The 24,230-nt window shown below is 52.0% G+C and carries 21 protein-coding genes; 9 read left to right on the forward strand and 12 right to left on the reverse strand.

Annotated features, from left to right (window positions below; translation table 11 throughout):
* From gudP to syd, 5 genes are all read right to left on the reverse strand, one after another.
* The gene (gene gudP, locus LA337_18570; protein ID UBI15152.1) at window positions 1-1,353 is read right to left on the reverse strand and encodes a galactarate/glucarate/glycerate transporter GudP; all 1,353 of its coding nucleotides are present in this window, start codon (window positions 1,351-1,353) and stop codon (window positions 1-3) included.
* 344 nt (window positions 1,354-1,697) lie between these two features.
* Entirely contained in the window at window positions 1,698-2,147 is a 450-nt protein-coding gene (locus tag LA337_18575) for a flavodoxin (GenBank protein UBI15153.1), read from the reverse strand.
* An 18-nt stretch (window positions 2,148-2,165) separates the two neighbouring features.
* Window positions 2,166-2,948, reverse strand: a complete 783-nt coding sequence (truC, locus tag LA337_18580) for a tRNA pseudouridine(65) synthase TruC (protein ID UBI15154.1) — start codon at window positions 2,946-2,948, stop codon at window positions 2,166-2,168.
* Window positions 2,948-3,277: a YqcC family protein gene (locus tag LA337_18585; protein ID UBI15155.1), complete on the reverse strand. Its 330-nt coding sequence runs from the start codon at window positions 3,275-3,277 to the stop codon at window positions 2,948-2,950. Before LA337_18585 ends, truC begins: the two co-directional genes overlap by 1 nt.
* A 631-nt stretch (window positions 3,278-3,908) precedes the next feature.
* Complete coding sequence (gene syd, locus LA337_18590) at window positions 3,909-4,454, reverse strand: SecY-interacting protein (GenBank protein ID UBI15156.1); 546 nt, start codon at window positions 4,452-4,454, stop codon at window positions 3,909-3,911.
* A 68-nt stretch (window positions 4,455-4,522) separates the two neighbouring features.
* Between syd and queF the strand changes: the two genes are divergently transcribed.
* From queF to xni, 5 genes are all read left to right on the forward strand, one after another.
* Window positions 4,523-5,371: an NADPH-dependent 7-cyano-7-deazaguanine reductase QueF gene (gene queF / locus LA337_18595; GenBank protein UBI15157.1), complete on the forward strand. Its 849-nt coding sequence runs from the start codon at window positions 4,523-4,525 to the stop codon at window positions 5,369-5,371.
* Between the two features lie 113 nt (window positions 5,372-5,484).
* Window positions 5,485-6,849, forward strand: a complete 1,365-nt coding sequence (ppnN, locus tag LA337_18600) for a nucleotide 5'-monophosphate nucleosidase PpnN (protein ID UBI15158.1) — start codon at window positions 5,485-5,487, stop codon at window positions 6,847-6,849.
* Between the two features lie 562 nt (window positions 6,850-7,411).
* Entirely contained in the window at window positions 7,412-8,701 is a 1,290-nt protein-coding gene (locus tag LA337_18605; GenBank protein UBI15159.1) for an HAAAP family serine/threonine permease, read from the forward strand.
* 53 nt (window positions 8,702-8,754) lie between these two features.
* Window positions 8,755-10,122, forward strand: coding sequence for an L-serine ammonia-lyase (locus LA337_18610; GenBank protein UBI15160.1), 1,368 nt, complete (start codon window positions 8,755-8,757; stop codon window positions 10,120-10,122).
* 110 nt (window positions 10,123-10,232) lie between these two features.
* Window positions 10,233-10,988, forward strand: a complete 756-nt coding sequence (gene xni / locus LA337_18615) for a flap endonuclease Xni (GenBank protein ID UBI15161.1) — start codon at window positions 10,233-10,235, stop codon at window positions 10,986-10,988.
* An 80-nt stretch (window positions 10,989-11,068) separates the two neighbouring features.
* Here the strand turns inward: xni and fucO are convergent, their stop codons facing one another.
* The 7 genes from fucO to LA337_18650 form a co-directional block, all read right to left on the reverse strand.
* A complete protein-coding gene (fucO, locus tag LA337_18620; protein UBI15162.1) occupies window positions 11,069-12,217 on the reverse strand; it encodes a lactaldehyde reductase in 1,149 nt (382 codons plus the stop codon).
* Between the two features lie 27 nt (window positions 12,218-12,244).
* The gene (fucA, locus tag LA337_18625; GenBank protein ID UBI15163.1) at window positions 12,245-12,892 is read right to left on the reverse strand and encodes an L-fuculose-phosphate aldolase; all 648 of its coding nucleotides are present in this window, start codon (window positions 12,890-12,892) and stop codon (window positions 12,245-12,247) included.
* A gap of 141 nt (window positions 12,893-13,033) precedes the next feature.
* On the reverse strand, window positions 13,034-14,032 hold the full coding sequence (locus tag LA337_18630) for a LacI family DNA-binding transcriptional regulator (GenBank protein UBI15164.1): 999 nt from the start codon (window positions 14,030-14,032) through the stop codon (window positions 13,034-13,036).
* Between the two features lie 66 nt (window positions 14,033-14,098).
* The gene (locus tag LA337_18635) at window positions 14,099-15,679 is read right to left on the reverse strand and encodes an FGGY-family carbohydrate kinase (protein UBI15165.1); all 1,581 of its coding nucleotides are present in this window, start codon (window positions 15,677-15,679) and stop codon (window positions 14,099-14,101) included.
* Between the two features lie 53 nt (window positions 15,680-15,732).
* A complete protein-coding gene (locus LA337_18640) occupies window positions 15,733-16,683 on the reverse strand; it encodes an ABC transporter substrate-binding protein (protein UBI15166.1) in 951 nt (316 codons plus the stop codon).
* Window positions 16,684-16,756: 73 nt separating this feature from the next.
* Window positions 16,757-17,740, reverse strand: coding sequence for an ABC transporter permease (locus LA337_18645; protein ID UBI15167.1), 984 nt, complete (start codon window positions 17,738-17,740; stop codon window positions 16,757-16,759).
* A 3-nt stretch (window positions 17,741-17,743) separates the two neighbouring features.
* Window positions 17,744-19,243, reverse strand: coding sequence for a sugar ABC transporter ATP-binding protein (locus LA337_18650; protein ID UBI15168.1), 1,500 nt, complete (start codon window positions 19,241-19,243; stop codon window positions 17,744-17,746).
* Between the two features lie 464 nt (window positions 19,244-19,707).
* Between LA337_18650 and fucI the strand changes: the two genes are divergently transcribed.
* The 4 genes from fucI to fucR all read left to right on the forward strand — a co-directional run bounded on the left by fucI (window position 19,708) and on the right by fucR (window position 24,216).
* Window positions 19,708-21,483 carry an L-fucose isomerase gene (gene fucI / locus LA337_18655; GenBank protein UBI15169.1) on the forward strand — a complete coding sequence of 592 codons (1,776 nt, stop codon included), beginning with the start codon at window positions 19,708-19,710 and terminating at the stop codon, window positions 21,481-21,483.
* A 104-nt stretch (window positions 21,484-21,587) separates the two neighbouring features.
* A complete protein-coding gene (gene fucK, locus LA337_18660; protein ID UBI15170.1) occupies window positions 21,588-23,006 on the forward strand; it encodes an L-fuculokinase in 1,419 nt (472 codons plus the stop codon).
* Window position 23,007: 1 nt separating this feature from the next.
* The gene (gene fucU, locus LA337_18665; GenBank protein UBI15171.1) at window positions 23,008-23,430 is read left to right on the forward strand and encodes an L-fucose mutarotase; all 423 of its coding nucleotides are present in this window, start codon (window positions 23,008-23,010) and stop codon (window positions 23,428-23,430) included.
* 57 nt (window positions 23,431-23,487) lie between these two features.
* The gene (gene fucR, locus LA337_18670; protein UBI15172.1) at window positions 23,488-24,216 is read left to right on the forward strand and encodes an L-fucose operon activator; all 729 of its coding nucleotides are present in this window, start codon (window positions 23,488-23,490) and stop codon (window positions 24,214-24,216) included.
* The last annotated feature ends 14 nt before the right edge of the window (window positions 24,217-24,230 follow it).

Here is a 24,230-nt window from a genome sequence, read left to right on the forward strand (position 1 = left end):
TCATTGTCCTGCGACAGGTTTCAGTTCGATACGTTTAATATCACCCACCAGCACCAGATAGCTCACTACCGCAATCAGCGCATGCACCCCGACGTAAATCAACGCGCCGTTAAATGAGCCGGTGGTCCCCACGATGTAGCCGATAGCAATTGGCGTGACAATCCCGGAGATGTTGCCAAACATATTGAACAGACCGCCGCTCAGACCGCTGATCTCTTTTGGCGCGGTATCCGCCATCACCGCCCATCCCAACGCACCGATGCCTTTACCGAAGAAGGCCAGCGCCATAAAGCCGATGATCATCCACTCCACGTTGACGTAGTTACAGAACACCATCACCATCGACAACAGCATACCCAGCACGATTGGCGTTTTACGGGCGATATTTAGCGAGCCGGTACGGCGCATCAGCCAGTCGGAAATAATGCCGCCGAGCACGCCGCCTGCGAATCCGCATATGGCCGGGACCGAGGCAACAAAACCGGCTTTCAAAATCGACATGCCGCGCGCCTGTACCAGATAAACCGGGAACCAGGTGATAAAGAAGTAGGTCAACGCGTTTATGCAGTATTGGCCGATGTAAATACCGATCATCATCCGTGAACCCAGCAGTTGCTTGATCTGCCCCCACTTCACGCTGAACGGCACTTTGGCTTTGGCGGCCGCCTGATCCATGTTGATCAGCGCCCCGCCTTCGGCAATGTACTCCAGCTCTTTTTGGTTTACACCCGGATGCTGATTCGGTTCATGAATCACCTTCAGCCAGATAAAGCTGATAACAATCCCAAGACCGCCCATAAAGAAGAACACGTGTGACCAGCCCACTTCGTGGGTCAGCCACCCCATGATTGGCGCGAAAATAACGGTGGCAAAGTATTGCGCAGAGTTAAAGATAGCGACCGCCGTGCCCCTTTCCTGCGCAGGGAACCACGCCGCCACAATCCTACTGTTGCCGGGGAAGGAGGGTGCTTCAGCTAGTCCCACGAGGAAGCGCAGGGTAAACAGCGCAACGATAATGCCGAAGCCACTGAAGATATCAACGAAGCCCTGCAGCAGGGTAAACATGGACCAGATAAAGATGGACCAGAAGTAGACGCGTTTTGAACCGAAGCGGTCGAGCAGCCAGCCGCCGGGGATCTGGCCGATAACATAGGCCCATGAGAAAGCGGAGAATACATACCCCATACCTACGGCATCCAGGCCAATGTCTTTGGCCATCTCCGAACCGGCAATGGATAAGGTGGCGCGATCGCCGTAGTTGAAGGATGTGACGATAAACAGCATCACCACTATCCAGTAGCGAGCGTTAGTGCGTTTTTCCGCGCTGCTCGCCGCCTGACTTAATGAACTCATTGTTGCACTCCTGAATCTTGGCTGTCGCCAGTTCATTCTGTACAGCACACCTGTAGGGTGATCAGAATGAGAGGTTAGTGTGTGGCAGTTTTGGTACAGCTCAGGGCCGTTTTATTCTGACTCGCTGCCTTTTCGGGAACTGACGGGAAAAGTATATGAAGGAGTGCCACTGACCCTCACCGTGCATGAACACAACATTAGAGAGGCAGTGAGAAGTTGTTTGGGGCATAAGCCCAAAGCAGTGGAAGTTAGTTCACGTAATTGGGGTTTTATTGCCGGGTGGCGGCTGCGCCAGACCCGGCCTACGGTTCAAATGGGGATTGAATGCCCGTGCAGGCGAAGGGTTATTTAAGCAAGGTTCCCCAGTTTTCTACCCAGGGATTAGATTCGCTTTCCGGTTCAGGATGTTCGCTGGCGTCAATCAGCAGCATTTCACCTACGCGTTGAGCGCTTTGCTCCTGCAACAGCGCATCGAACTGCTTACCGCCATTGCAAAAATTAACGTAGCTACTGTCGCCCAGCGCAATGACCCCGTAATGCAGATTTGGCTGGAAACCGAGATTATCTTTGATTCCCTGAAACAGCGGCACAATGCTATCCGGCAAATCGCCCTGCCCGGTCGTTGAGGTCACGACCAGCACATATTTATCCTGATATGCCTGCCAGTCGCTGAGCTCCGGATCTTCGAACACCGTGGCTTTATGACCCTGCGCCGTCAAAATCGCTTCGGCCTCTTCGGCAACCAGCAGTGCGTTTCCGTACATCGTGCCGACAAAAATTCCAATTTCCGCCATAACCGTAATCTCCTGGACTTAAGAATCTATTTGCTCATCCTGACCTGACAGCCCGCTGAACTCAACCCTTTCATTCTCAGGGAGAAGTCCACGCCAGCCAAACTGTGATAGCGCCTGCATCCAGACATCATCCAGCCCGGCGCGAATCACCAGCGGTTCGCCGGTAAAAGGATGAGTCAGCGCAAGCTGGCTGGCATGCAGCATCAGGCGCTGACAGCCAAAATGCTCTGCGGCGCTGCGGTTTTGCCGCAAATCACCGTGCTTGCTGTCACCGATAATCGGATGGCGCAAGTGTGCCAGATGGCGTCTGAGCTGGTGTTTTCGACCGGTTTTAGGGTCCAGCTCCACCAGTCCGTAGCGGGTAGTCGGATAACGCCCGGTCGCTACCGGCATCTCCACCGTCGCCAGACCGCGATAATGGGTGACGGCAGGCTGCGGGCCTTTATCATCACGAGCAAACTTATCGGCGATCTTATCCAGTTCTTCGACTAACGGATAATCCAGTACGGCATCCTCCATCAGCCAGCCACGCACAATCGCATGATAGCGTTTCTGAATTTGATGATGTTCAAACTGCTGAGACAACAAACGCCCGGCTTCGCTGGACAACCCCATCAGCAGCACGCCGGAGGTCGGCCTGTCGAGTCGGTGGGCGGTAAAAACGTGCTGACCAATCTGGTCGCGTACCGTTTGCATCACCACCACTTTCTCATCCCGGTCGAGCCAACTGCGGTGAACTAACCAGCCCGAAGGTTTATTGACTGCGACCAGCCATTCGTCCTGATAGAGGATCTCCAGCATCAGGTGTTATCACTTGTAAACAGCGCATCCAGCTCCTGCAATGCAGTCAGGAGGATGTCACGTTGCGGATGATCGGCAGCCAGCGCCATTTCGTAATACGGTGTGACGGCAAAAGCCTGTGGAAGCGGCTGCGCGTTATCAATCAACGTATGCATACGGGGAATCAATACCCATTGCAGCCATTCAACCGGCTCCATGGTATCCATACAAAAAGGCTGCGTGCTGGTAAACAGATGGTCTGCAGGCTCATCCATCCGCCAGTGATGATGTTCACGCAGTAGCGCTTCAAGCGCGTGTAACTGCTGGCGCACACGGTCATGAGTCGTCATGAAATTAACCTCAATGATGAAAAATCTGGCGCGAAGAATAGCACTAGTGAAGGGAAATAAAAAAAGGGAGCACTGTAAAAACAGTGCTCCCGGTTCGTTTCGCAGCATTCCAGCTACTTTTAGTGCTCCCTGCTCATCCGTGACAACTTTTCCTGTGGTCTTGCGACCGTGTTCATCCTGAACTTTTGCATCCTGCTCACATCACCCCGATGTGAAAACTTCATCCTGAAGTGTCCTGGCCATCCTGACCCGCCGAACATCCTGACCGGCTCTCATTCTCCGTCCTGGAGGTGTCCTTTAACGCATCCAGCGTTTTCCGCTTTGCTTCATCCTGAAGCCTGTCCTTGTAACACCGTCCTGGTGTGTCCTGGCGAAGAGCCATCATCCTGATGTTCTCTTCGTAGTGCGACTCCTTGTCGACAGATATAGAATCGCCTGTTTCGCCTTGTCTTACAAGACGCTTACAGACATACCCTTAAGATTATTTTCGTATGAAAGTTGACATCGAATCATTAAAAAGCTGAATAATAAGGAATTATCATTTTATCCGTTGATTAAGTCTTCGCTTATTACCTGGCAATGTCCTACAGGGTTTGTAAGAGATCTCTCACAAGGTTGAGGGCAAACTGGATTACAGAACTGGCTTAAGTTGAGTGAGGAATTCCGCAAGTGAGGCCGCCAGCACCTTTCTTTGACGGGTTCCCAGCGTTTCTTTGCACACTTCACCGGACAGATTGCACACCGAAATGACATCGAGCTCATTGTCCTGTGTGGCAATAAAAAGCGTAGGCGATAGCTTGAGGCGCTTTTGCGTGACCAGATGACCAATCAGGTTTTCCTGAACGCGCCTGAAGTCATCTTCACTCCAGGTTTGCAGCAGCGTTAACTTTTCATCCGCAAACTGCGCGTGCATGTCCCCGGCAAACTGGGTGGTGTAAAAAGCGTGAACCGCAGGTTGTATCACGATATCAAAGGCCCGTTCAACCGCGTTGAGGTTTTTTTCGCCAACAAAAGGCTGAGGTTGCCAGTAAACCGCATCGTTTGTGGAAGAAATGATGCACGGAGAAGGTACGCCATACAGCTCTTCACTGAGCGGCCAGCTGTTGTTTTTTTCATGCCATGTGTCGCAATAACGTGTCGTAAAGGCTGTCAACGCCTGCGCTGTCAATTCGTCCACTGATTTCTCTCTTCACAAAAGCCAGGATACACTTGTCGCATAGTGTATCTGGTTTATGACGGTGAAACATGTCCTCTTATGAAAATCATCAGGCGCTTGATGGCCTGACTCTCGGTAAATCAACTGATTACCGTGACAATTACGATGCCAGCCTGCTGCAGGGCGTCCCGCGCAGCCTGAACCGCGACCCACTGGATTTAAAGGCCGATAATCTGCCTTTTCACGGTGCCGATATCTGGACGCTGTATGAACTGTCGTGGCTGAATGCCAACGGTTTACCGCAGGTCGCGGTCGGTCATGTAGAACTGGATTACACCAGCGTAAATCTGATTGAATCGAAAAGCTTTAAGCTGTACCTGAACAGTTTTAACCAGACGCGTTTTGACTCCTGGGAAGCGGTACGCCAGACGCTGGAAAACGATCTGCGCACTTGTGCTGAGGGCGATGTCAGCGTGGCGCTGTACCGTCTTGACGAACTGGAAGGACAGCCGATTGCCCACTTTAACGGCACCTGTATCGATAATCAGGATATCGTCATCGATAACTACCAGTTCAGCACTGAGTATCTGGAAAACGCCGTGAGCGGTGAAAAAGCGGTGGAAGAGACGCTGGTCAGCCATCTGCTGAAATCTAACTGCCTGATCACCCACCAGCCAGACTGGGGCTCCATACAAATTCAGTATCGCGGACGCAAAATCGACCGGGAGAAGCTGCTGCGTTATCTGGTCTCCTTCCGCCACCATAATGAATTTCACGAGCAGTGCGTGGAGCGCATTTTCAATGACATTCTGCGCTTCTGCCAGCCGGAGAAACTGAGCGTCTACGCGCGCTACACGCGACGTGGCGGTCTGGACATTAACCCATGGCGCACCAACACCGACTTCACTCCGGCAACGGGTCGTCTGGTGCGTCAGTAATCTTTTTTCTCAATTTTGCGTGCCCGATTCCGCGCACAAGGTTGTGAAAGGTCATAAGCCAGGGCTATTGTAATCAGTAGAGGATGATGTCTCTCGTCCCGTAAGGAGTTTACTTGATTACACATATTAGCCCGCTTGGCTCAATGGACATGTTGTCGCAGCTGGAAGTCGATATGCTTAAACGCACGGCCAGCAGCGACCTGTATCAACTGTTTCGTAACTGTTCGCTTGCCGTTCTGAACTCCGGCAGTTTGACCGATAACAGCAAAGAGCTGCTGTCCCGCTTTGAAAGTTTCGACATTAACGTGCTGCGCCGCGAACGGGGCGTGAAGCTGGAACTGATCAACCCGCCTGAAGATGCGTTTGTTGATGGACGCATTATTCGCGCGCTACAGGCCAACTTGTTTGCCGTGCTGCGCGACATTCTGTTCGTCAATGGCCAGATCCATAACGCCGGTCGTTTTCAGCATCTGGATCTCGAAAGCTCGGTGCATATTACCAACCTCGTATTCTCGATCCTGCGTAACGCCCGGGCGCTACACGTTGGCGAAGCGCCGAACATGGTCGTCTGCTGGGGCGGTCACTCAATCAACGAGAATGAATACCTGTACGCCCGTCGCGTAGGCACCCAGTTGGGCCTGCGTGAACTGAACATCTGTACCGGCTGTGGTCCGGGGGCGATGGAAGCGCCAATGAAAGGCGCTGCAGTCGGTCACGCCCAGCAGCGATACAAAGACAGTCGCTTTATTGGTATGACCGAACCGTCAATCATTGCCGCAGAGCCGCCTAATCCGCTGGTTAACGAACTGATCATCATGCCAGACATTGAAAAACGTCTGGAGGCGTTCGTGCGTATCGCCCACGGTATTATCATCTTCCCGGGCGGCGTAGGGACAGCAGAAGAGCTGCTGTATCTGCTGGGGATCCTGATGAATCCGGCCAACAAAGATCAGGTTTTACCGCTGATCCTGACCGGACCAAAAGAGAGCGCCGATTACTTCCGCGTGCTGGACGAATTTATCGTGCACACGCTGGGGGAAGATGCGCGTCGCCACTATCGCATTATCATTGACGATGCAGCGGAAGTGGCGCGTCTGATGAAAAAAGCGATGCCGCTGGTGAAAGAGAACCGCCGCGACACTGGCGATGCCTACAGCTTTAACTGGTCGATTCGTATCGCACCGGATTTGCAGATGCCGTTCGAGCCGTCCCATGAAAACATGGCTAACCTTAAGCTGTACCCGGATCAGCCCGTTGAAGTACTAGCGGCCGACCTGCGTCGTGCGTTCTCGGGTATTGTGGCGGGGAACGTGAAGGAAGTTGGGATCCGCGCCATTGAAGAGTTTGGCCCGTACAAAATCCACGGTGACCGTGAGATGATGCGCCGCATGGACGATCTCCTGCAGGGCTTTGTTGCACAGCATCGTATGAAGTTACCAGGCTCTGCGTATATCCCTTGCTACGAGATCTGCGCCTAACCTTCAACAGCCGCCAGCAGACGCTATCGCGGTGACAGTTTTGTCCATATTAAAGCCGGGTCTGGCGCATTAGCCTCTCGGCTTTTTTTAGTGATACCAGTCACATAGCTCAGAGAATCATATAAATATCAGTGATATTTCATTAAAAAAGAAGCGGCACGCAAACGATTACCTTAAAAACCCAACCGTGATTTATCTTAGGAAATTATTATTAGTCGCCAAAATCCTCTAAAAACAACAGTTTTTACAGCTTAACACGCCTATCTTCGCGCCTTCGCTTTCATGAGATATGTCGTTAATGTTAGCCTTCGCGCCCGTAAATTCGCTTTGACTATTTTTTAACAGATTAATGGCCCAAATTTATCCACATAAAAGGTGGATTATTGCATTTGGGATCCCGATCACTGATACATCCATTACTAAAATGTATCTTTCCGCCCGCAAATTATTACGGCGAAAAATTATATAAAAAATCGCTCAACGAATTTCGATTTACAGTCGGGTGCTTTCTCATTGGATTGAACCCAAACCCGACTTTTTAAGCTTCCTCCAGGAGAAATAGATGGAAAACACTCAAACCAGCACTATCGTTACGGGCCAGACCCGCAGCGCATGGCGCAAGACAGACACCATGTGGATGCTGGGCCTTTACGGCACGGCGATTGGCGCGGGTGTATTGTTCCTGCCGATTAACGCAGGCGTAGGCGGCATGATCCCGCTTATCATCATGGCGATCCTTGCTTTCCCAATGACCTTCTTTGCACACCGCGGTCTGACTCGCTTCGTGCTGTCCGGTAAAAATCCGGGTGAAGACATCACCGAAGTTGTAGAAGAACACTTTGGTGTCGGCGCGGGTAAACTGATTACCCTGCTCTACTTCTTCGCTATCTACCCAATTCTGTTGGTCTACAGCGTTGCAATCACCAACACCGTTGAAAGCTTCCTGACCCACCAGTTGGCGATTACGCCGCCGCCGCGCGCAATCCTGTCTCTAATCCTGATTGTTGGCATGATGACCATCGTGCGCTTCGGTGAGCAGATGATCGTGAAGGCGATGAGCATCCTGGTATTCCCGTTCGTTGCGGCTCTGATGCTGCTGGCGCTGTACCTGATCCCTCAGTGGAGCGGTGCGATTCTGGAAACCCTGTCCTTTGATTCTGCAGCAACCACCGGCAACGGCCTGCTGTTGACCCTGTGGCTGGCAATTCCGGTAATGGTGTTCTCCTTCAACCACTCACCAATCATCTCCTCCTTCGCCGTGGCGAAGCGTGAAGAATACGGTGATGAAGCTGAGAAAAAATGCTCTAAGATCCTGGCATTCGCTCACATCATGATGGTGCTGACCGTAATGTTCTTCGTCTTCAGCTGCGTGTTTAGCCTGTCCCCAGCGGACCTGGCTGCAGCGAAAGAGCAGAACATCTCTATCCTGTCTTACCTGGCAAACCACTTTAACGCGCCGATCATCGCCTGGATGGCACCGATCATCGCGATTATCGCTATCACCAAATCCTTCCTCGGCCACTATCTGGGCGCGCGTGAAGGTTTCAACGGTATGGTGATTAAGTCTCTGCGCGGCAAAGGCAAAACCATCGAAATCAACAAACTGAACAAAATCACTGCGCTGTTCATGCTGGTAACCACCTGGATTGTGGCGACGCTGAACCCGAGCATCCTCGGTATGATTGAAACCCTGGGTGGCCCGATCATCGCGATGATTCTGTTCCTGATGCCGATGTATGCCATTCAGAAAGTACCGGCAATGCGTAAATACAGCGGCCATATCAGCAACGTCTTCGTTGTGATTATGGGCCTGATCGCTATCTCCGCTATTTTCTACTCTCTGTTCAGTTAATTCCCCTGCGCCGCTCTTCGGGGCGGCGCACCTCGATACACAATGGACGCCTCATGATTAGCGTATTCGATATTTTTAAAATCGGCATTGGCCCTTCCAGCTCCCATACTGTTGGCCCGATGAAAGCAGGCAAACAATTCACGGATGACCTGATTGCACGCGGAATTCTCACTGACGTAACCCGCGTAGTGGTTGATGTCTATGGCTCTTTGTCTCTGACGGGGAAAGGTCACCATACCGACATCGCGATTATTATGGGCCTGGCGGGTAATCTGCCGGATACCGTAGACATTGATGCCATCCCGGCCTTTATCCAGGATGTGAATACTCATGGACGTTTGCTGCTGGCGGACGGTCAACATGAGGTTGAGTTCCCGGTCGACAAGTGCATGAATTTCCATGCGGACAATCTGTCCCTGCACGAAAACGGGATGCGTATTACCGCACTGGCGGGCGAAAAAGCCATTTACAGCCAGACCTACTATTCCATTGGCGGTGGGTTCATCGTTGATGAAGAACATTTTGGTTTACCGAACAACTCTCCGGTAAACGTGCCGTATCCGTATAAATCTGCGGCTGATTTGCAGCGTCATTGCCAGGAAACCGGCCTGTCGCTTTCTGGTCTGATGATGCAAAACGAACTGGCGCTGCACAGCAAAGAAGAGCTGGAACAGCACTTTGCCAACGTCTGGGAAGTGATGCGTAGCGGGATTGAGCGCGGTATCACCACCGAAGGCGTATTGCCAGGCAAACTGCGCGTTCCGCGTCGTGCTGCGGCGCTGCGTCGTATGCTGGTCAGCAGCGACAAAACCACCACTGACCCGATGGCGGTTGTTGACTGGATCAACATGTTCGCGCTGGCCGTGAACGAAGAAAACGCTGCCGGTGGACGCGTGGTTACCGCGCCAACCAACGGCGCATGCGGGATTGTTCCTGCTGTACTGGCGTACTACGACAAGTTTATCCGCGAAGTGAACGCTAACTCGCTGGCACGCTACATGCTGGTTGCGAGCGCCATTGGTTCACTGTACAAGATGAACGCCTCTATCTCTGGCGCCGAAGTGGGCTGTCAGGGTGAAGTCGGTGTTGCCTGCTCCATGGCTGCAGCCGGTCTGGCTGAACTGCTGGGCGGTAGCCCAATGCAGGTGTGCATTGCGGCGGAAATCGGTATGGAACATAACCTGGGTCTGACCTGCGATCCGGTTGCCGGCCAGGTACAGGTACCCTGCATTGAGCGTAACGCTATTGCTTCGGTTAAAGCAGTTAACGCCGCGCGTATGGCGCTGCGCCGTACCAGTGAACCGCGCGTGTGCCTCGATAAAGTTATCGAGACCATGTACGAAACCGGTAAAGACATGAATGCCAAATACCGCGAAACCTCTCGCGGTGGTCTGGCGATGAAGATTGTCACCTGCGATTAAGTCCCCTGAAGAGGCCTCTTTTGCGAGGCCTCTTCCTGTTTTTCTGCCAACTATTCGCCTCCCTTCGCCGTGAATGTTACCCTACAGACTGATTTGTTAGGGAGAACACCGTGGCCGTCCATCTGCTCATTGTTGATGCACTGAATCTCATCCGCCGTATTCACGCCGTACAGGGCTCACCCTGCGTGGAGACGTGCCAGCACGCACTCGATCAGCTGATTGTGCACAGTCAGCCCACGCACGCCGTGGCGGTATTTGATGACGAGGCGCGCAACAGCGGCTGGCGTCACCAACGCTTACCTGACTACAAAGCCGGTCGCCCGCCAATGCCTGACGATTTACACCAGGAAATGCCCGCCTTACGCGCTGCTTTTGAACAGCGCGGCGTCTGCTGCTGGGAATCCAGCGGGAATGAAGCCGATGATTTAGCCGCTACTCTGGCGGTTAAAGTTTGCCAGGCGGGACATCAGGCAACCATCGTTTCAACCGATAAAGGCTATTGTCAGCTACTCTCCCCAACGCTGCGTATTCGGGACTATTTCCAGAAACGCTGGCTGGATGCGCCCTTTATCGAGAAAGAGTTCGGCGTACTACCGCAACAGTTGCCTGATTACTGGGGACTGGCGGGGATCAGCAGTTCTAAAGTTCCAGGGGTTGCCGGTATTGGACCCAAAAGCGCCACACAATTGCTGACGCAGTTTCCAATGCTGGAAGCGTTGTATGAACATCTGAATGACGTACCGGAGAAATGGCGCAAGAAACTCGAAGAACATCGGGAGATGGCGTTTTTGTGCCGCGATATCGCGCGGCTGCAAACGGACTTACATATCGACGGAAACCTACAGCAATTACGCCTGGCGCGGTAGCCTTATTGTCGGATGCGGTGTCAACACCTTATCCGGCCTACTTATCGTACAACCCAGCAGGCCGGATAAACGCCAGGTGATTACCAGGCGGTATGGTATAGCTCGACGATATCCCCAAGGCTCGCTTCACGCGGATTTCCCCCGGTACAAACATCGTCAAATGCCGCCTGCGCCAGTGCAGGAATATCCTCTTTGCGTACGCCAACATCGCGTAAATGCAGTGGGATCCCTACATCACGGTTAAGGGCGAAGACAGCATCCACCGCCGCTTTACGTGCTTCTGCCAGCGTCAGGCCTTCAACCTTAACCCCCATCGCCCGGGCGATATCGCGGAATTTTTCCCCGGTAAATTCGGCGTTATAGTGCATCACGTGCGGCAGCAAAATGGCATTCGCGACGCCGTGCGGCGTGTTGTAAAACGCGCCTAACGGATGTGCCATGCCATGCACTAATCCCAGGCCAACGTTGGAAAACCCCATTCCGGCAACGTACTGGCCCAGCGCCATCGCTTCACCCGCCTGGCTATCGCCCGCGACCGAACCGCGTAATGCCCCGGCAATAATTTCGATGGCTTTGATGTGCAGCGCATCGGTAAGCGCCCACGCCGCCCGCGTGATGTACCCTTCAATGGCATGAGTCAGTGCATCCACTCCTGTGGCGGCTTTTAATGCAGCGGGCATGCCGTCCATCATGTCAGCATCGATGAACGCCACCTGCGGGATGTCATGTGGATCGACACAAACAAACTTACGCCGGTTCTCTTCGTCAGTGATCACGTAGTTAATGGTCACTTCCGCTGCCGTCCCCGCGGTGGTTGGGACTGCCATAACCGGCACGCTCGGGCTGCGCGTTGGCGATAACCCTTCAAGGCTGCGGACATCTGCAAACTCAGGGTTATTATGGATAATGCCAATCGCTTTACAGGTATCCTGCGGGGAGCCTCCGCCGATGGCTATCAGATAGTCTGCGCCACTTTGCTGAAACACACCCAATCCTTCCTGCACCACCGCAATGGTTGGGTTAGGGATAACGCCTGAATAGATTTCCCATGCCAGACCTGCAGCATCCATTCGGGAAGTCACCTTTTCAACAACGCCGCACTGTACCAGATTTGTATCGGTCACAATCAACGCTTTGCGATAACCACGACGGATGACTTCATCGGTTAACGCGCCAACAGCTCCCCGGCCAAACCATGCCGTTTCGTTCAGAATCATTCTGTTCGCCATCGTATATCTCCTTTTCGCTATGCGAAATTACTCTTCAATGCGTAATCCGTAAGATTTGAATTTCTCCAGCACAATGGCGATCTCTTCGTCATCCAGCACCGGCACTGGGTCAACAATCGCCAGCGTGCTCAGATACAGGCGGGCCAGAACTTCCACTTCATGCGCCAACCACAGTGCTTTTTCCAAATTCGCTTCACAAGCAATCAACCCATGGTGCTGTAAAAGCGTTGCCTTACGGTTTTTCAGGGCGACGCTCACATGCTCTGACAGCTCTCGTGTACCAAACGTCGCATAAGGCGCACACGGAATAGAGTTTCCCCCCGCCGCTGCAATCATGTAATGAATTGCCGGGATAGGGCGATTGAGAATTGAAACGGCGGTGCAGTGTACGGCATGGTTATGGACAACCGCATTGGCATCCGGACGCGTCTGGTATGCCGCCAGGTGAAAACGCCATTCACTGGAGGGTAATTGTCCTTTATCATATTTCCCGTCGTTATCTACATACACGATCATGTTTTCAGTAAGTCTTTCGTAAGGAATACCGCTGGGCGTGATCAGCATCCCGTTTTCATAACGCGCACTCACATTTCCCGCCGTCCCCTGATTCAATCCAAGGCTGGTCATTTCCAGACAGGTTTCAATGATTTCTCGCGACAAACGCATTCTTTCCATAATGATTCTCCGGGTACAGTTTCCCCTCGTCTTTATTGCGAAAAATGCAGCCGCAGAATAAGACGGGTCAGGTTTCAGGTACAGGCAGCCACTGAATGTATTTATTCAGATTCAGTTGGCCGATTTATTTTTAGCGACGTATTATGGTTGTCTTACGCGCTTAATTAGTTTCATTTCAACTTTTACAGTTTCTTTAATTGGCCGGTCATCAATAGCACTCATCATCATATCGAATGCTTTTTCCGCCCAGACATTTTCATCCTGTTGCATTGACCAGACATTATTGGCGAGGAATCCCAGCATTGGGTGTTCATCGAATGTCCCAATATTAATTTCTGGTGGAATAGTGCCTAAACGATTACGAATAGCGTTAATGGCCCCTTCCAGTACGGGTAATGATGAGGCGATAAATGCCTGCGGACAGTCCTGTTCACCGATCAACTCATCCATGAGTCGATAACCACCTTCAGGTGTGTTATCCGGACCTTCGCGCACCCAATCTCTGTGAAAAATACCATTATTGTTCAATGCATTAAGATAACCTTGCAAACGGTCACCAATGCTGGGTAATCCGGTATCCCCTACTAAAAACCAGATCGGCGACTTTCCAGCGTCAAACAAACTTTGCGTCAATTTTTCGCCGCCCAAAATGTTATGACTTTCAACCAGTGCGTTATCGGTATACTTAAAATCACGGTCAAGCAACACCATTGGTTTCCTGACCTGACGTAAATGGTGTTGCTGATTCTCTAACGTTGAAGGAACAATAAACAGGCCATCGACATTGCGCGCGATTAACGCTTTGGTCAGTTTATTTTCGTAATCAACATCGTCATAGGTACAGCTAATCGTTAGCTGATAACCAGAACGGCGACAGCGTTGCTCAAGTTTTTCTGCAAGTGTGGCAAAAAACACGTTGGAAATATTAGGGACTATCAATCCTAACGTATCCGTTTTATTCAATTTCAGGCTGCGTGCTGAATGGTTAATGACGTAACCATAGCGCTCGACATATTCATTAATACGCGTTTGGGTTTTGACACTGATTCGATATTGCTCTGCTTTCCCGTTCAGCACCAGTCGTACGGTCGTAACCGATAAATTCAGATCGCTGGCTATCTGTTCTACTGTTTTAGCCATTTATATGCCCCAGTTCACATCCAAAAACGTCAATCCCCAATCATAAAAGTATTTTAAACTTTTGTCTTACTGCATAAGTTGGTTAATCGCCTGCTGCTGATCCCACAGCATCAGATAAGCCTGGTATTTACGATCATAGAAGTTCCGCCGTGCCGGGTTAGCCTTGATCACCTCGCCCGATCGAACCATCGCCTGACATGCGGACGGAATCGTGGTCCACGCGCCGCATGCCACCGCGCCGGTAATGGCCGCACCTAACGTTACCGCATCCTCTTCCTGCATAAGATGAATATCGCATCCGGTGGCATCGGCATATTCTCGCAACCACAGTGGGTTATGCGTTGCGCCGCCGCACAGCGTCAGACGGGAAATGGTGTGACCGTTTTCGCGCATCACCTCCATAATATGTCGCGTACCGCAGGCGATCGCCTGTATTGTCGCCAGGTACAGACGAGCAACCTGCATCTCGCCTCGTTCCAGCGTTAAACCACACACACTCCCCCGGGCATCGGGTCGCGCGCGCGGCGAACGATTACCGTGGTGATCGGCCAGCACATGCAAATAACGACCAGGCTCTGACTCCTGCTCCTCAAGTGCTGCAACCCACTCATTAACTAAAACGATGGGATGGCACCCCCGCGCTTCAGCTTTGTTAAACAGCTCAGCGCTGGCACCTGACTCCTGAAGCGTCCAGTCGACTAACGCCCCGGCGGCGCTTTGTCCCCCTTCCGTCAGCCAGTAGCCTGGCAGCATGGCTGACCAGTATGGTCCCCATACGCCTGGCGTATGAATTTCGTGCCGGCTGCACAGCATATGGCAATTTGACGTTCCGCTGATCAGCGCCAACGTCCCCTCAGGCTCGGCACCAGCTAGCGCCACTCCGCCTGCATGGGCATCAATCATTCCACTGGCGACGACCACTGCAGTCGTCAGCCCCAGCGCCTGGGCCGCATCGCTGCTAAGCGTTCCAACGCCAGCGCCTGGCGGCAGAATACGCGACGGGATTTTGCCCAATAAATCCGTTAATTCAACGGCATCGAGCAGGGAGTGGCTGAAGCGTTGTTCATGTGCCAGATAGTTCCATTTACAGGTTAGCGTGCACAACCCCGCAACATCAGTGGCGGTAGCTTTAGAGACCAGAAAGTCCGCCAAATCGTAGAATCGATGCGCACTCTGCCAGGTGGCTGGAAAATGGTTTTTCAGCCATAGCACTTTGGGAAGCTCCATTTCGACGCTGACCTCACCGCCAACATAGCGCAGAGAGGGATCCTGCGTGGCGTTAATACGCTGCGTCTCCTGCGCCGCACGATGATCCATCCACATGATGATGTTATGGTCTGACGGTTCGCCGGGGGAAACCGCCAGTCCCCGCCCCTGTTCGTCCAGTGCTACCAATGAACAGGTGGCATCAAAACCCAATGAGCGAATATCCTCAATGCAAACCCCGGATGACGACACCGCCTCCTTCACTGCATGGCAAACCTGCTGCCAGATTTCTGCAGATGACTGCTCAACCCGCTCAGGACCGGGTCGAAACTGCGAGATGGAACGAGTCGCAAAAGCCAGCCGTTTGCCACTGGCATCAAAGACACCCGCCCTGACGCTGGCGGAACCGACATCCACACCGAGGAAATATCCACTGCCCATAGTAACTCCCTGACGCTGGCTAATGATGGGGCGAGCACCTCGCCCCAACGGTCTTATTTTTTACCGAATGGGTGTAACAGCTTGTCAATTTCTGGCGTATCAATATTCTTCGCGCTGACAAATTTCACCGGAATATCAATTTCTTTCGGTACAGACTGACCCGATACCGCTGCATTCAGCGTCTTAATACCCTGGTAGCCAATCTGATAAGCGTCCTGCACCACAAATCCCTGAATCACTCCGGACTTCAGGAAAGCAATGATTGCCTCGGTGCTATCAAAACCAATCACCTTCACTTTGCCTTTCAGATTTTGGCTATCAATAGCGTTTGCTACGCCAAGCGTTGAGCCTTCATTCGTACCATAAATTCCTGCGATATCCGGGTTGGCCTGGATCATATCGATGGTTTTATCCATCGCTTTTTGCGGATCGCCATCGCTGTACTGGACCGGTAGCACCTGAATATCCGGATATTTCTCCTTCATACGGGCAATAAACCCTTCCGAACGTTCAATCGCTGAAGAAGTCCCTGCTACGTGCGCAATAATGCCCACTTTCCCTTTGCTGCCCACTTCCGCTGCCAGCGCGTCTGCGGCTTCAGCACCGGCTTTTCGGTTATTCGTAGCGACAAAGCTCACCGGAATATCGGAATTCACGCCGGAGTCAAACGTCACAACTTTAATGCCGCGTGAATTTGCGGTCTCAACTAATGGCGCCAGCGCATTGGCATCTAACGCGGCCAGTAATAGCCCATTCGGTTTTTGCGCCATCGCGTTTTCAACTAACTGAATCTGCTCGGCAATCTGAGTTTCATCCGCCGGGCCAACATAGCTGGTTTTATCACCCAACTCTTTTGCTGCCGCTTCCGTCCCCATTTTTACGGTTTGCCAGAATTCATGCTGGAAACCTTTACTGACCACCGGAAGGTTCATATCTTTAGCCAATACGCTGGATGTCATACAGGCCAGCAGGGATAACGCATAGACAAAATTCCTGGTTCTCATTGTTTTACTCCGTTCTGAGTGAGTCACCCTAAACGTCAGGGTTATGATGCCCCGTGACTTCCGGGAGCGTAAATCAACGAATTTTTTTGCGTAATGTGTCGAGATAAACCGCGGCAATGACCACCACGCCCATGGCTACCATTTGCCAGAACTGGGAAACGCCCATCAGGTTCAGACCATTCTTCAACACGCTCATAATGAATGCGCCGATGATCGTGCCGCCGATGGTGCCAATTCCGCCCATCAGGCTCGTACCGCCAATAACAACCGCGGCAATGGCTTCCAGCTCATAACCCACGCCGACCGTTGGCTGACCAGAGTTCAAACGAGAGGCCAAAATAACCCCGGCAATCCCGGTCAGCAGGCCACAAAAGGCGTAGACGAAAATTTTGACGCGCTGAACTTTAATACCGGAAAGATGTGCGGCCACCTCATTGCTACCCACGGCGTAAACATAGCGACCAATCACCGTTTTCTTCAGGATGTAGGCGGCGATTAACGCCACCACTACCAGGTAAAAAACGGGATAAGGCAGCACATCGAACAAACGTCCCTGGGCCAACATTTTGAAGGTGGGGTAATCGGCGAAATAAATCGCACGACCATCCGTCATCACCATATTGATGCCTCTGACGGACATCATCAGGCCCAGCGTGGCAATAAAAGGCGGGATAGTCATTTTGGTGACCAGCAAGCCGTTGATATAGCCACATAATCCCCCGGCCAGCACCCCCGCCAGAATACATACGGGCAGAGGCAGTCCCAGCGTGGCGCTGATACCGACCGCAACACCAGAAAAGGCCACGACCGAGCCAAGAGAAAGGTCGATTCCTGAAGTGATAATGACGAAGGTAACGCCAATCGCCATGATGCCAATCACCGACGTTTGCAGGGCAATTGTCATAATGTTTTCAGTGTTAAAGAAAAATGGCGAACCGAAGCTAAAAAATATTACTAAAATAATCAGACTCAAAAGCGGCGCAAGGCGCATTAAAAGTTCTTTATTAATTTTTATTTTCTTATTATTGCTGTCTGAAGAGGTTACAGAGATAGTCATAAATTAGTCCTCTAACGTCGCATATTGCATGATTTTTTCTTGTGTGGCGTCATCAGAAGCTAACTCCCCGGTAATACGTCCATTACGCATCACTAAAATGCGATCGCACATACCCAGCACTTCCGGTAATTCAGAGGAAATCATGATAATTGACTTCCCTTTTGCCACCAGTCGATTCATTAATTCATAAATTTCAAGTTTGGCACCCACATCAATACCGCGAGTTGGTTCGTCAAAGATGAGAATATCGGTATCTTTACATACCCATCTGGCAATAATAATTTTCTGCTGATTACCGCCACTTAAATTCAGTGCTGCCTGCTCTAAATGTGGTGTTTTAATACGTAGGGCCTTAACCTGTTCCTCGCTGGTTTTCTGACAACGTTTGCTGTCCACATTGCCATAACGGTCGGAATACTCAGGATAATTGCCCAACATGATATTGCGCTCAACGGACAGCCCTAATGCCAGCCCCTCTTTTTTTCTGTCCTCGGTTAAATAGCTGATGCCCTGTTTGATAGCATCAGGAATATCTTTAATTACCGTAACTTTGCCGTTTAGCTTGAGAGTTCCGCCATCAATGGGATCCGCACCAAAAATCGCCCGCGCCAGCTCAGTACGCCCTGCGCCCATCAAGCCGGCAAAGCCCAAAATTTCGCCCTGATACAGGGTGAAATCAATGTTGTTCAGTACGCCATTGCGCGTCAGACCGCTGACTTCCAACACCGGCTTACGTTGAGCCAAAGGTCCACGACGAGGATAGATATTGCCGAGGTCACGCCCAACCATCATGGCAATCAGATCGCTAATTTTAACCGCATCATAATCTACGGTGGCAATAAACTGACCATCCCTCATCACCGTCGCGCGGTCGGCTATCAGCGCCAGTTCCTCCAGCCTGTGCGAGATATAAACAATGCCTGTTCCCTGTTCCTTCAACAAACGGGTCACCTGAAATAAGCTGTCGATTTCCGTTTCCGTCAGTGCCGCCGTCGGTTCATCCATAATAAGGATCTTGGCATTCACCGATATCGCTTTAGCAATCTCAACCATTTGTTGTTGCGCGACGGTCAGATCGGCCACCAGCGTTTCTGGTGAAATATTCAGGTTTAATTTTTGCAAAATATCGATAGCGGCCTGTCGCTGCTGTTTTTCATCCAGACGCCAGCGATTATTTTTGCAAAACTCCCTGCCAATAAATATATTTTCTTCTACTGTGAGTTCAGGGAATAGATTGAATTCCTGGTGAATAATAGTGATACCTGCGCTTTGTGCGCTCAGTGGGTTCGCAAAAGTAACAGGTTGCCCTTCGAAAATAATATCTCCTTCATCAGGCTGATAAACACCGGATAAAATCTTCATCAACGTAGACTTTCCTGCGCCATTCTCACCCAGCAGCGCATGAACCTCACCTTTGCGTAAAGCAAAATCCACATTACTCAACGCTAATACGCCGGGAAAACGTTTCGTAATATGACTCATCTGTAAAAATGTTTCAGACATTGCTGCTTTCCTCAATATACAGAAACTGCAATCAGTGAATCAGGCGAAAAAACGTTGCCAGGAAGCCATCGTCACCGTTAATGCGAATACTACCTTCACGTTCATATGCGTTTTATCAATCATGCTAACTCGAGTTAGCGAATTGCCTTTTAAAGCTATTTTAGCTACTCAAATTAGCCAAATCATTTGGTTTAAAACTGTGACGCTGAACAGACAATTTATTGCAACCAATTAATTTTAAAGAATTTATCTAAAAAAATGCGACCTGGTTTATTTGACGCAGATCGAATTTTAACCACTTCTCGTGAAGCCTCTCACAGTTCCACAACAAAAAAGTTGTGCAAAAAACTCTCTGATACCTAAGCTAACTCGAGTTAGCAAAAATGGGTTATTCAGCCAACTGCGACGGTGGTGTTCAAAATCCGCTTTTGCAGCACGGCATAAAGTGAGATGAGGAACCTCGAATGAAAAAAAATAGCTTGCCGAAAATTGGCATTCGTCCGGTGATTGATGGGCGCCGTATGGGTGTTCGCGAATCGCTCGAAGAGCAAACCATGAATATGGCTAAAGCCACCGCTGCGCTGATCGCTGAGAAACTTCGTCACGCCTGCGGCGCGCAAATTGAATGTGTGATCGCCGATACCTGCATTGCCGGGATGGCTGAATCTGCCGCCTGCGAAGAAAAATTCAGCAGCCTGAATGTGGGCGTGACAATCACTGTTACCCCATGCTGGTGCTACGGTAGCGAAACAATCGATATGGATCCGATGCGCCCGAAAGCTATCTGGGGCTTCAACGGTACCGAGCGTCCGGGGGCCGTTTATCTGGCCGCTGCACTGGCTGCGCATAATCAAAAAGGACTTCCCGCCTTCTCTATTTATGGCCATGACGTACAGGATGCCGGCGACACCACGATCCCTGCCGATGTGGAAGAAAAATTGCTGCGTTTTGCCCGCGCGGGCTTAGCAGTTGCCAGTATGAAGGGCAAAAGCTATCTGTCCGTAGGCGGCGTTTCAATGGGCATTGCCGGCTCAATTGTCGATCATAACTTCTTTGAATCCTGGCTGGGAATGAAGGTTCAACCCGTTGATATGACTGAACTGCGTCGTCGCATCGACCAAAAAATCTATGACGAAGCTGAGCTGGAAATGGCGCTGGCCTGGGCGGACAAAAACTTCCGCTACGGCGAGGATCAGAATGCGCAGCAATATAAGCGTAACGCAGAGCAAAGCCGGGCTGTGCTGAAAGAAAGTCTGCTGATGGCCATGTGCATTCGCGACATGATGCAGGGTAACCAGAAGCTGGCCGACAAAGGTCGGGTTGAAGAGTCGCTGGGGTACAACGCGATTGCCGCAGGCTTCCAGGGCCAGCGTCACTGGACCGATCAATATCCGAATGGTGATACCGCCGAAGCCCTGCTCAACAGCTCCTTTGACTGGAATGGCATACGCGAACCGTTTGTTGTCGCCACCGAAAACGACAGCCTGAACGGCGTGGCGATGCTGTTTGGTCATCAACTCACCGGCACGGCGCAGGTCTTTGCCGATGTGCGCACCTACTGGTCGCCAGAGGCGGTTGAACGCGTCACGGGGAAACCACTGACCGGCCTTGCTGAGCACGGCATTATTCACCTGATTAACTCCGGCTCGGCAGCACTGGACGGCTCCTGCAAACAGCGCGACGGCGCAGGGAAACCGACTATGAAGCCGCACTGGGAGATCGCGCAGAAAGAGGTCAATGATTGCCTGGCGGCAACCGAATGGTGTCCGGCTATTCACGAATACTTCCGCGGCGGCGGCTACTCCTCTCGCTTCCTGACCGAGGGTGGCGTGCCGTTCACCATGACTCGCATCAACATTATCAAAGGCCTGGGGCCGGTGCTGCAAATCGCGGAAGGCTGGAGCGTGGAATTACCGAAAGATATGCATGACCAGCTCGATGCGCGTACCAACTCTACCTGGCCGACCACCTGGTTTGCCCCGCGCTTAACCGGTAAAGGCCCGTTCAGCGATGTCTATTCAGTAATGGCAAACTGGGGCGCAAACCACGGTGTGCTGACGATTGGTCACGTGGGCGCGGACTTTATCACTCTGGCCGCCATGCTGCGTATCCCGGTTTGCATGCACAACGTGGAAGACGAGAAAATTTACCGTCCTTCAGCCTGGGCAGCCCACGGAATGGATACGGAAGGCCAGGATTATCGCGCCTGCCAGAACTACGGCCCGCTGTATAAGCGTTAATGCGACTCCGCCCGGTGGCGCAAGCTTACCGGGCCTACAGGAGCACAACGTGTAGGCCGGATAAGGCGTTTACGCCGCCATCCGGCAACGTCTCGGGAGCGATTATGAAACAAGAGGTTATCCTGGTCCTTGACTGCGGCGCGACCAACGTGCGGGCAATCGCCGTTGACCGACAGGGAAAGATTGTCGCCCGCGCAGCGACCCCGAATGCCAGCGACACCGCAACAGAAAATAGTAGCTGGCATCAATGGTCGCTGGAGGCCATTCTGCAACGCTTCGCCGACTGCTGTCAGCGACTCAAAACGCAGCTGGCCGCCTGCCATATCCGCGGGATCGCCGTCACCACCTTCGGTGTAGACGGCGCGTTGGTTGATAAAACCGGCAAGCAACTGTATCCGGTAATCAGTTGGAAATGCCCACGCACCGCAGCGGTAATGGAAACTATCCACCGCTATATGTCACCGCAGCAGTTGCAGGAAATCTCCGGCGTCGGCGCGTTTAGCTTTAATACGCTGTATAAACTGGTGTGGCTCAAAGAAAACCATCCGCAATTACTGGAACAGGCGCATGCCTGGCTATTTATCTCATCGCTTATCAACCACCGATTAACCGGCGAGTTCACCACCGATATCACCATGGCGGGCACCAGCCAGATGCTGGATATCCGCCAGCGCGATTTTAGTCATGACATTTTGCAAGCAACAGGCATACCGCGTCGTCTGTTCCCACGCCTGGTAGAAGCTGGCGAACAGATTGGGATTCTGCAGCCAGAGGCCGCCAGCCAGCTCGGGCTTGCGGCGGGTATTCCGGTCATTTCTGCCGGACACGACACGCAGTTTGCGCTATTTGGCGCAGGGGCGCAGCCCGATGAACCGGTGCTCTCTTCCGGCACATGGGAGATTCTGATGGTGCGCAGTTCACAGGTAGATACCTCCCAGCTCAGCCATTATGCGGGTTCCACCTGTGAACTGGATAGCCAGGCAGGACTGAAAAACCCCGGCATGCAGTGGCTGGCTTCCGGTGTTCTCGAGTGGGTACGTAAGCTACTGTGGACTGCCGACACCCCCTGGCAGATGCTGATTGATGAAGCCCTGGCTATTCCCGCAGGTGCCGAAGGGGTGAAGATGCACTGCGACTTGTTGGCCTGTCAGAATGCGGGCTGGCGAGGGGTTACGCTCAATACCACCCGCGGGCACTTTTATCGCGCCGCGCTGGAAGCGCTCACAGAACAGTTGCAGCGAAATCTGCACACGCTGGAAACAATCGGTCATTTTCAGGCCACGGAACTGCTATTGGTTGGTGGAGGAAGCCGCAACGCATTGTGGAATCAGATCAAAGCGAATGTACTCGGGATCCCTGTCAAAGTGCTGGATGATGCCGAAACCACCGTGGCCGGGGCCGCGATGTTTGCCTGGTCAGGCATCGGGGAATTTACCTCTCCCGAACAGGCACGCGCGCAGGTGTGCTACCAGTACCGTTACTTCTATCCGCAAACCGAATCCGAACTGACAGGAGTCGTGTAACATGCTCAAAACGATATCTCCCTTAATTTCCCCAGATCTACTGAAGGTGCTGGCTGAAATGGGACACGGTGATGAGATTATCTTTTCCGATGCCCACTTCCCGGCCCACAGCATGGGACCGCAGGTCATTCGCGCAGATGGTCTACTGGTCAGCGATCTGCTGCAGGCGATTATTCCACTGTTTGAACTGGACAGCTACGCCCCACCACTGGTGATGATGGCCGCTGTTGAAGGCGACACCCTCGATCCTGGTGTCGAGTCACGTTATCGTCAGGCGCTTTCACTACAAACCCCCTGCCCGGATATCACACGTATTGACCGCTATGCCTTCTATGACCGCGCGCAACAGGCGTTTGCGATCGTTATCACAGGAGAGCGGGCAAAGTACGGGAATATTCTATTAAAAAAAGGGGTAACGCCGTAATCTCTGGTCTGAATGCCCGTCAGCTACGGGCATTCATCAAAAGATAAGGATCAGAACATGAAAGCGGCGCGCCAGCAGGCAATTGTAGATCTACTTACTCACCACAAAAGTCTGACAACCGAAGCCCTTTCTTTGCAGCTTAACGTCAGCAGAGAGACCATCCGCCGCGATCTCAGTGAGTTACAAGCCCAGGGAAAAGTGTTGCGTAATCACGGGCGGGCCAAAGTGATTCACCGGGAAGATCAGGACAGCGGCGACCCGTTTCATATGCGACGCAAAAGCCACTATGCCCACAAAGCACATATTGCCCGCGAAGCGCTGGCATGGATCGAAGAAGGTATGGTGATAGCCTTAGACGCCAGCTCAACCTGCTGGTATCTGGCGCGACAGTTACCGGACATCAACATTCACGTTTTTACCAACAGCCAGCCCATCTGCCAGGAATTGGCTAAACGTGAACACATTCAGCTTATCAGCTCCGGCGGTCGCCTCGAGCGTAAATACGGATGCTATGTTAACCCCTCGCTTATCTCGCAGCTCAAACCACTCGACATCGACCTGTTTATTTTTTCCTGCGAAGGGATCGACCGCGACGGCGCGCTCTGGGACTCAAATGCGACCAACGCCGACTTCAAGTCCATCTTGCTTAAGCGTGCAGCGCAATCATTATTGCTGATTGATAAAAGCAAATTTAATCGTTCGGGGGAGGCACGGATTGGGCATCTGGATGATGTGACGCATATTGTTTCGGATACGCCGCTGATTGAAACAATTCAGGCCGAATAAGGCGGTTATGCCTT

Source organism: Citrobacter europaeus (assembly GCA_020099315.1).
Lineage (GTDB): Bacteria > Pseudomonadota > Gammaproteobacteria > Enterobacterales > Enterobacteriaceae > Citrobacter > Citrobacter europaeus.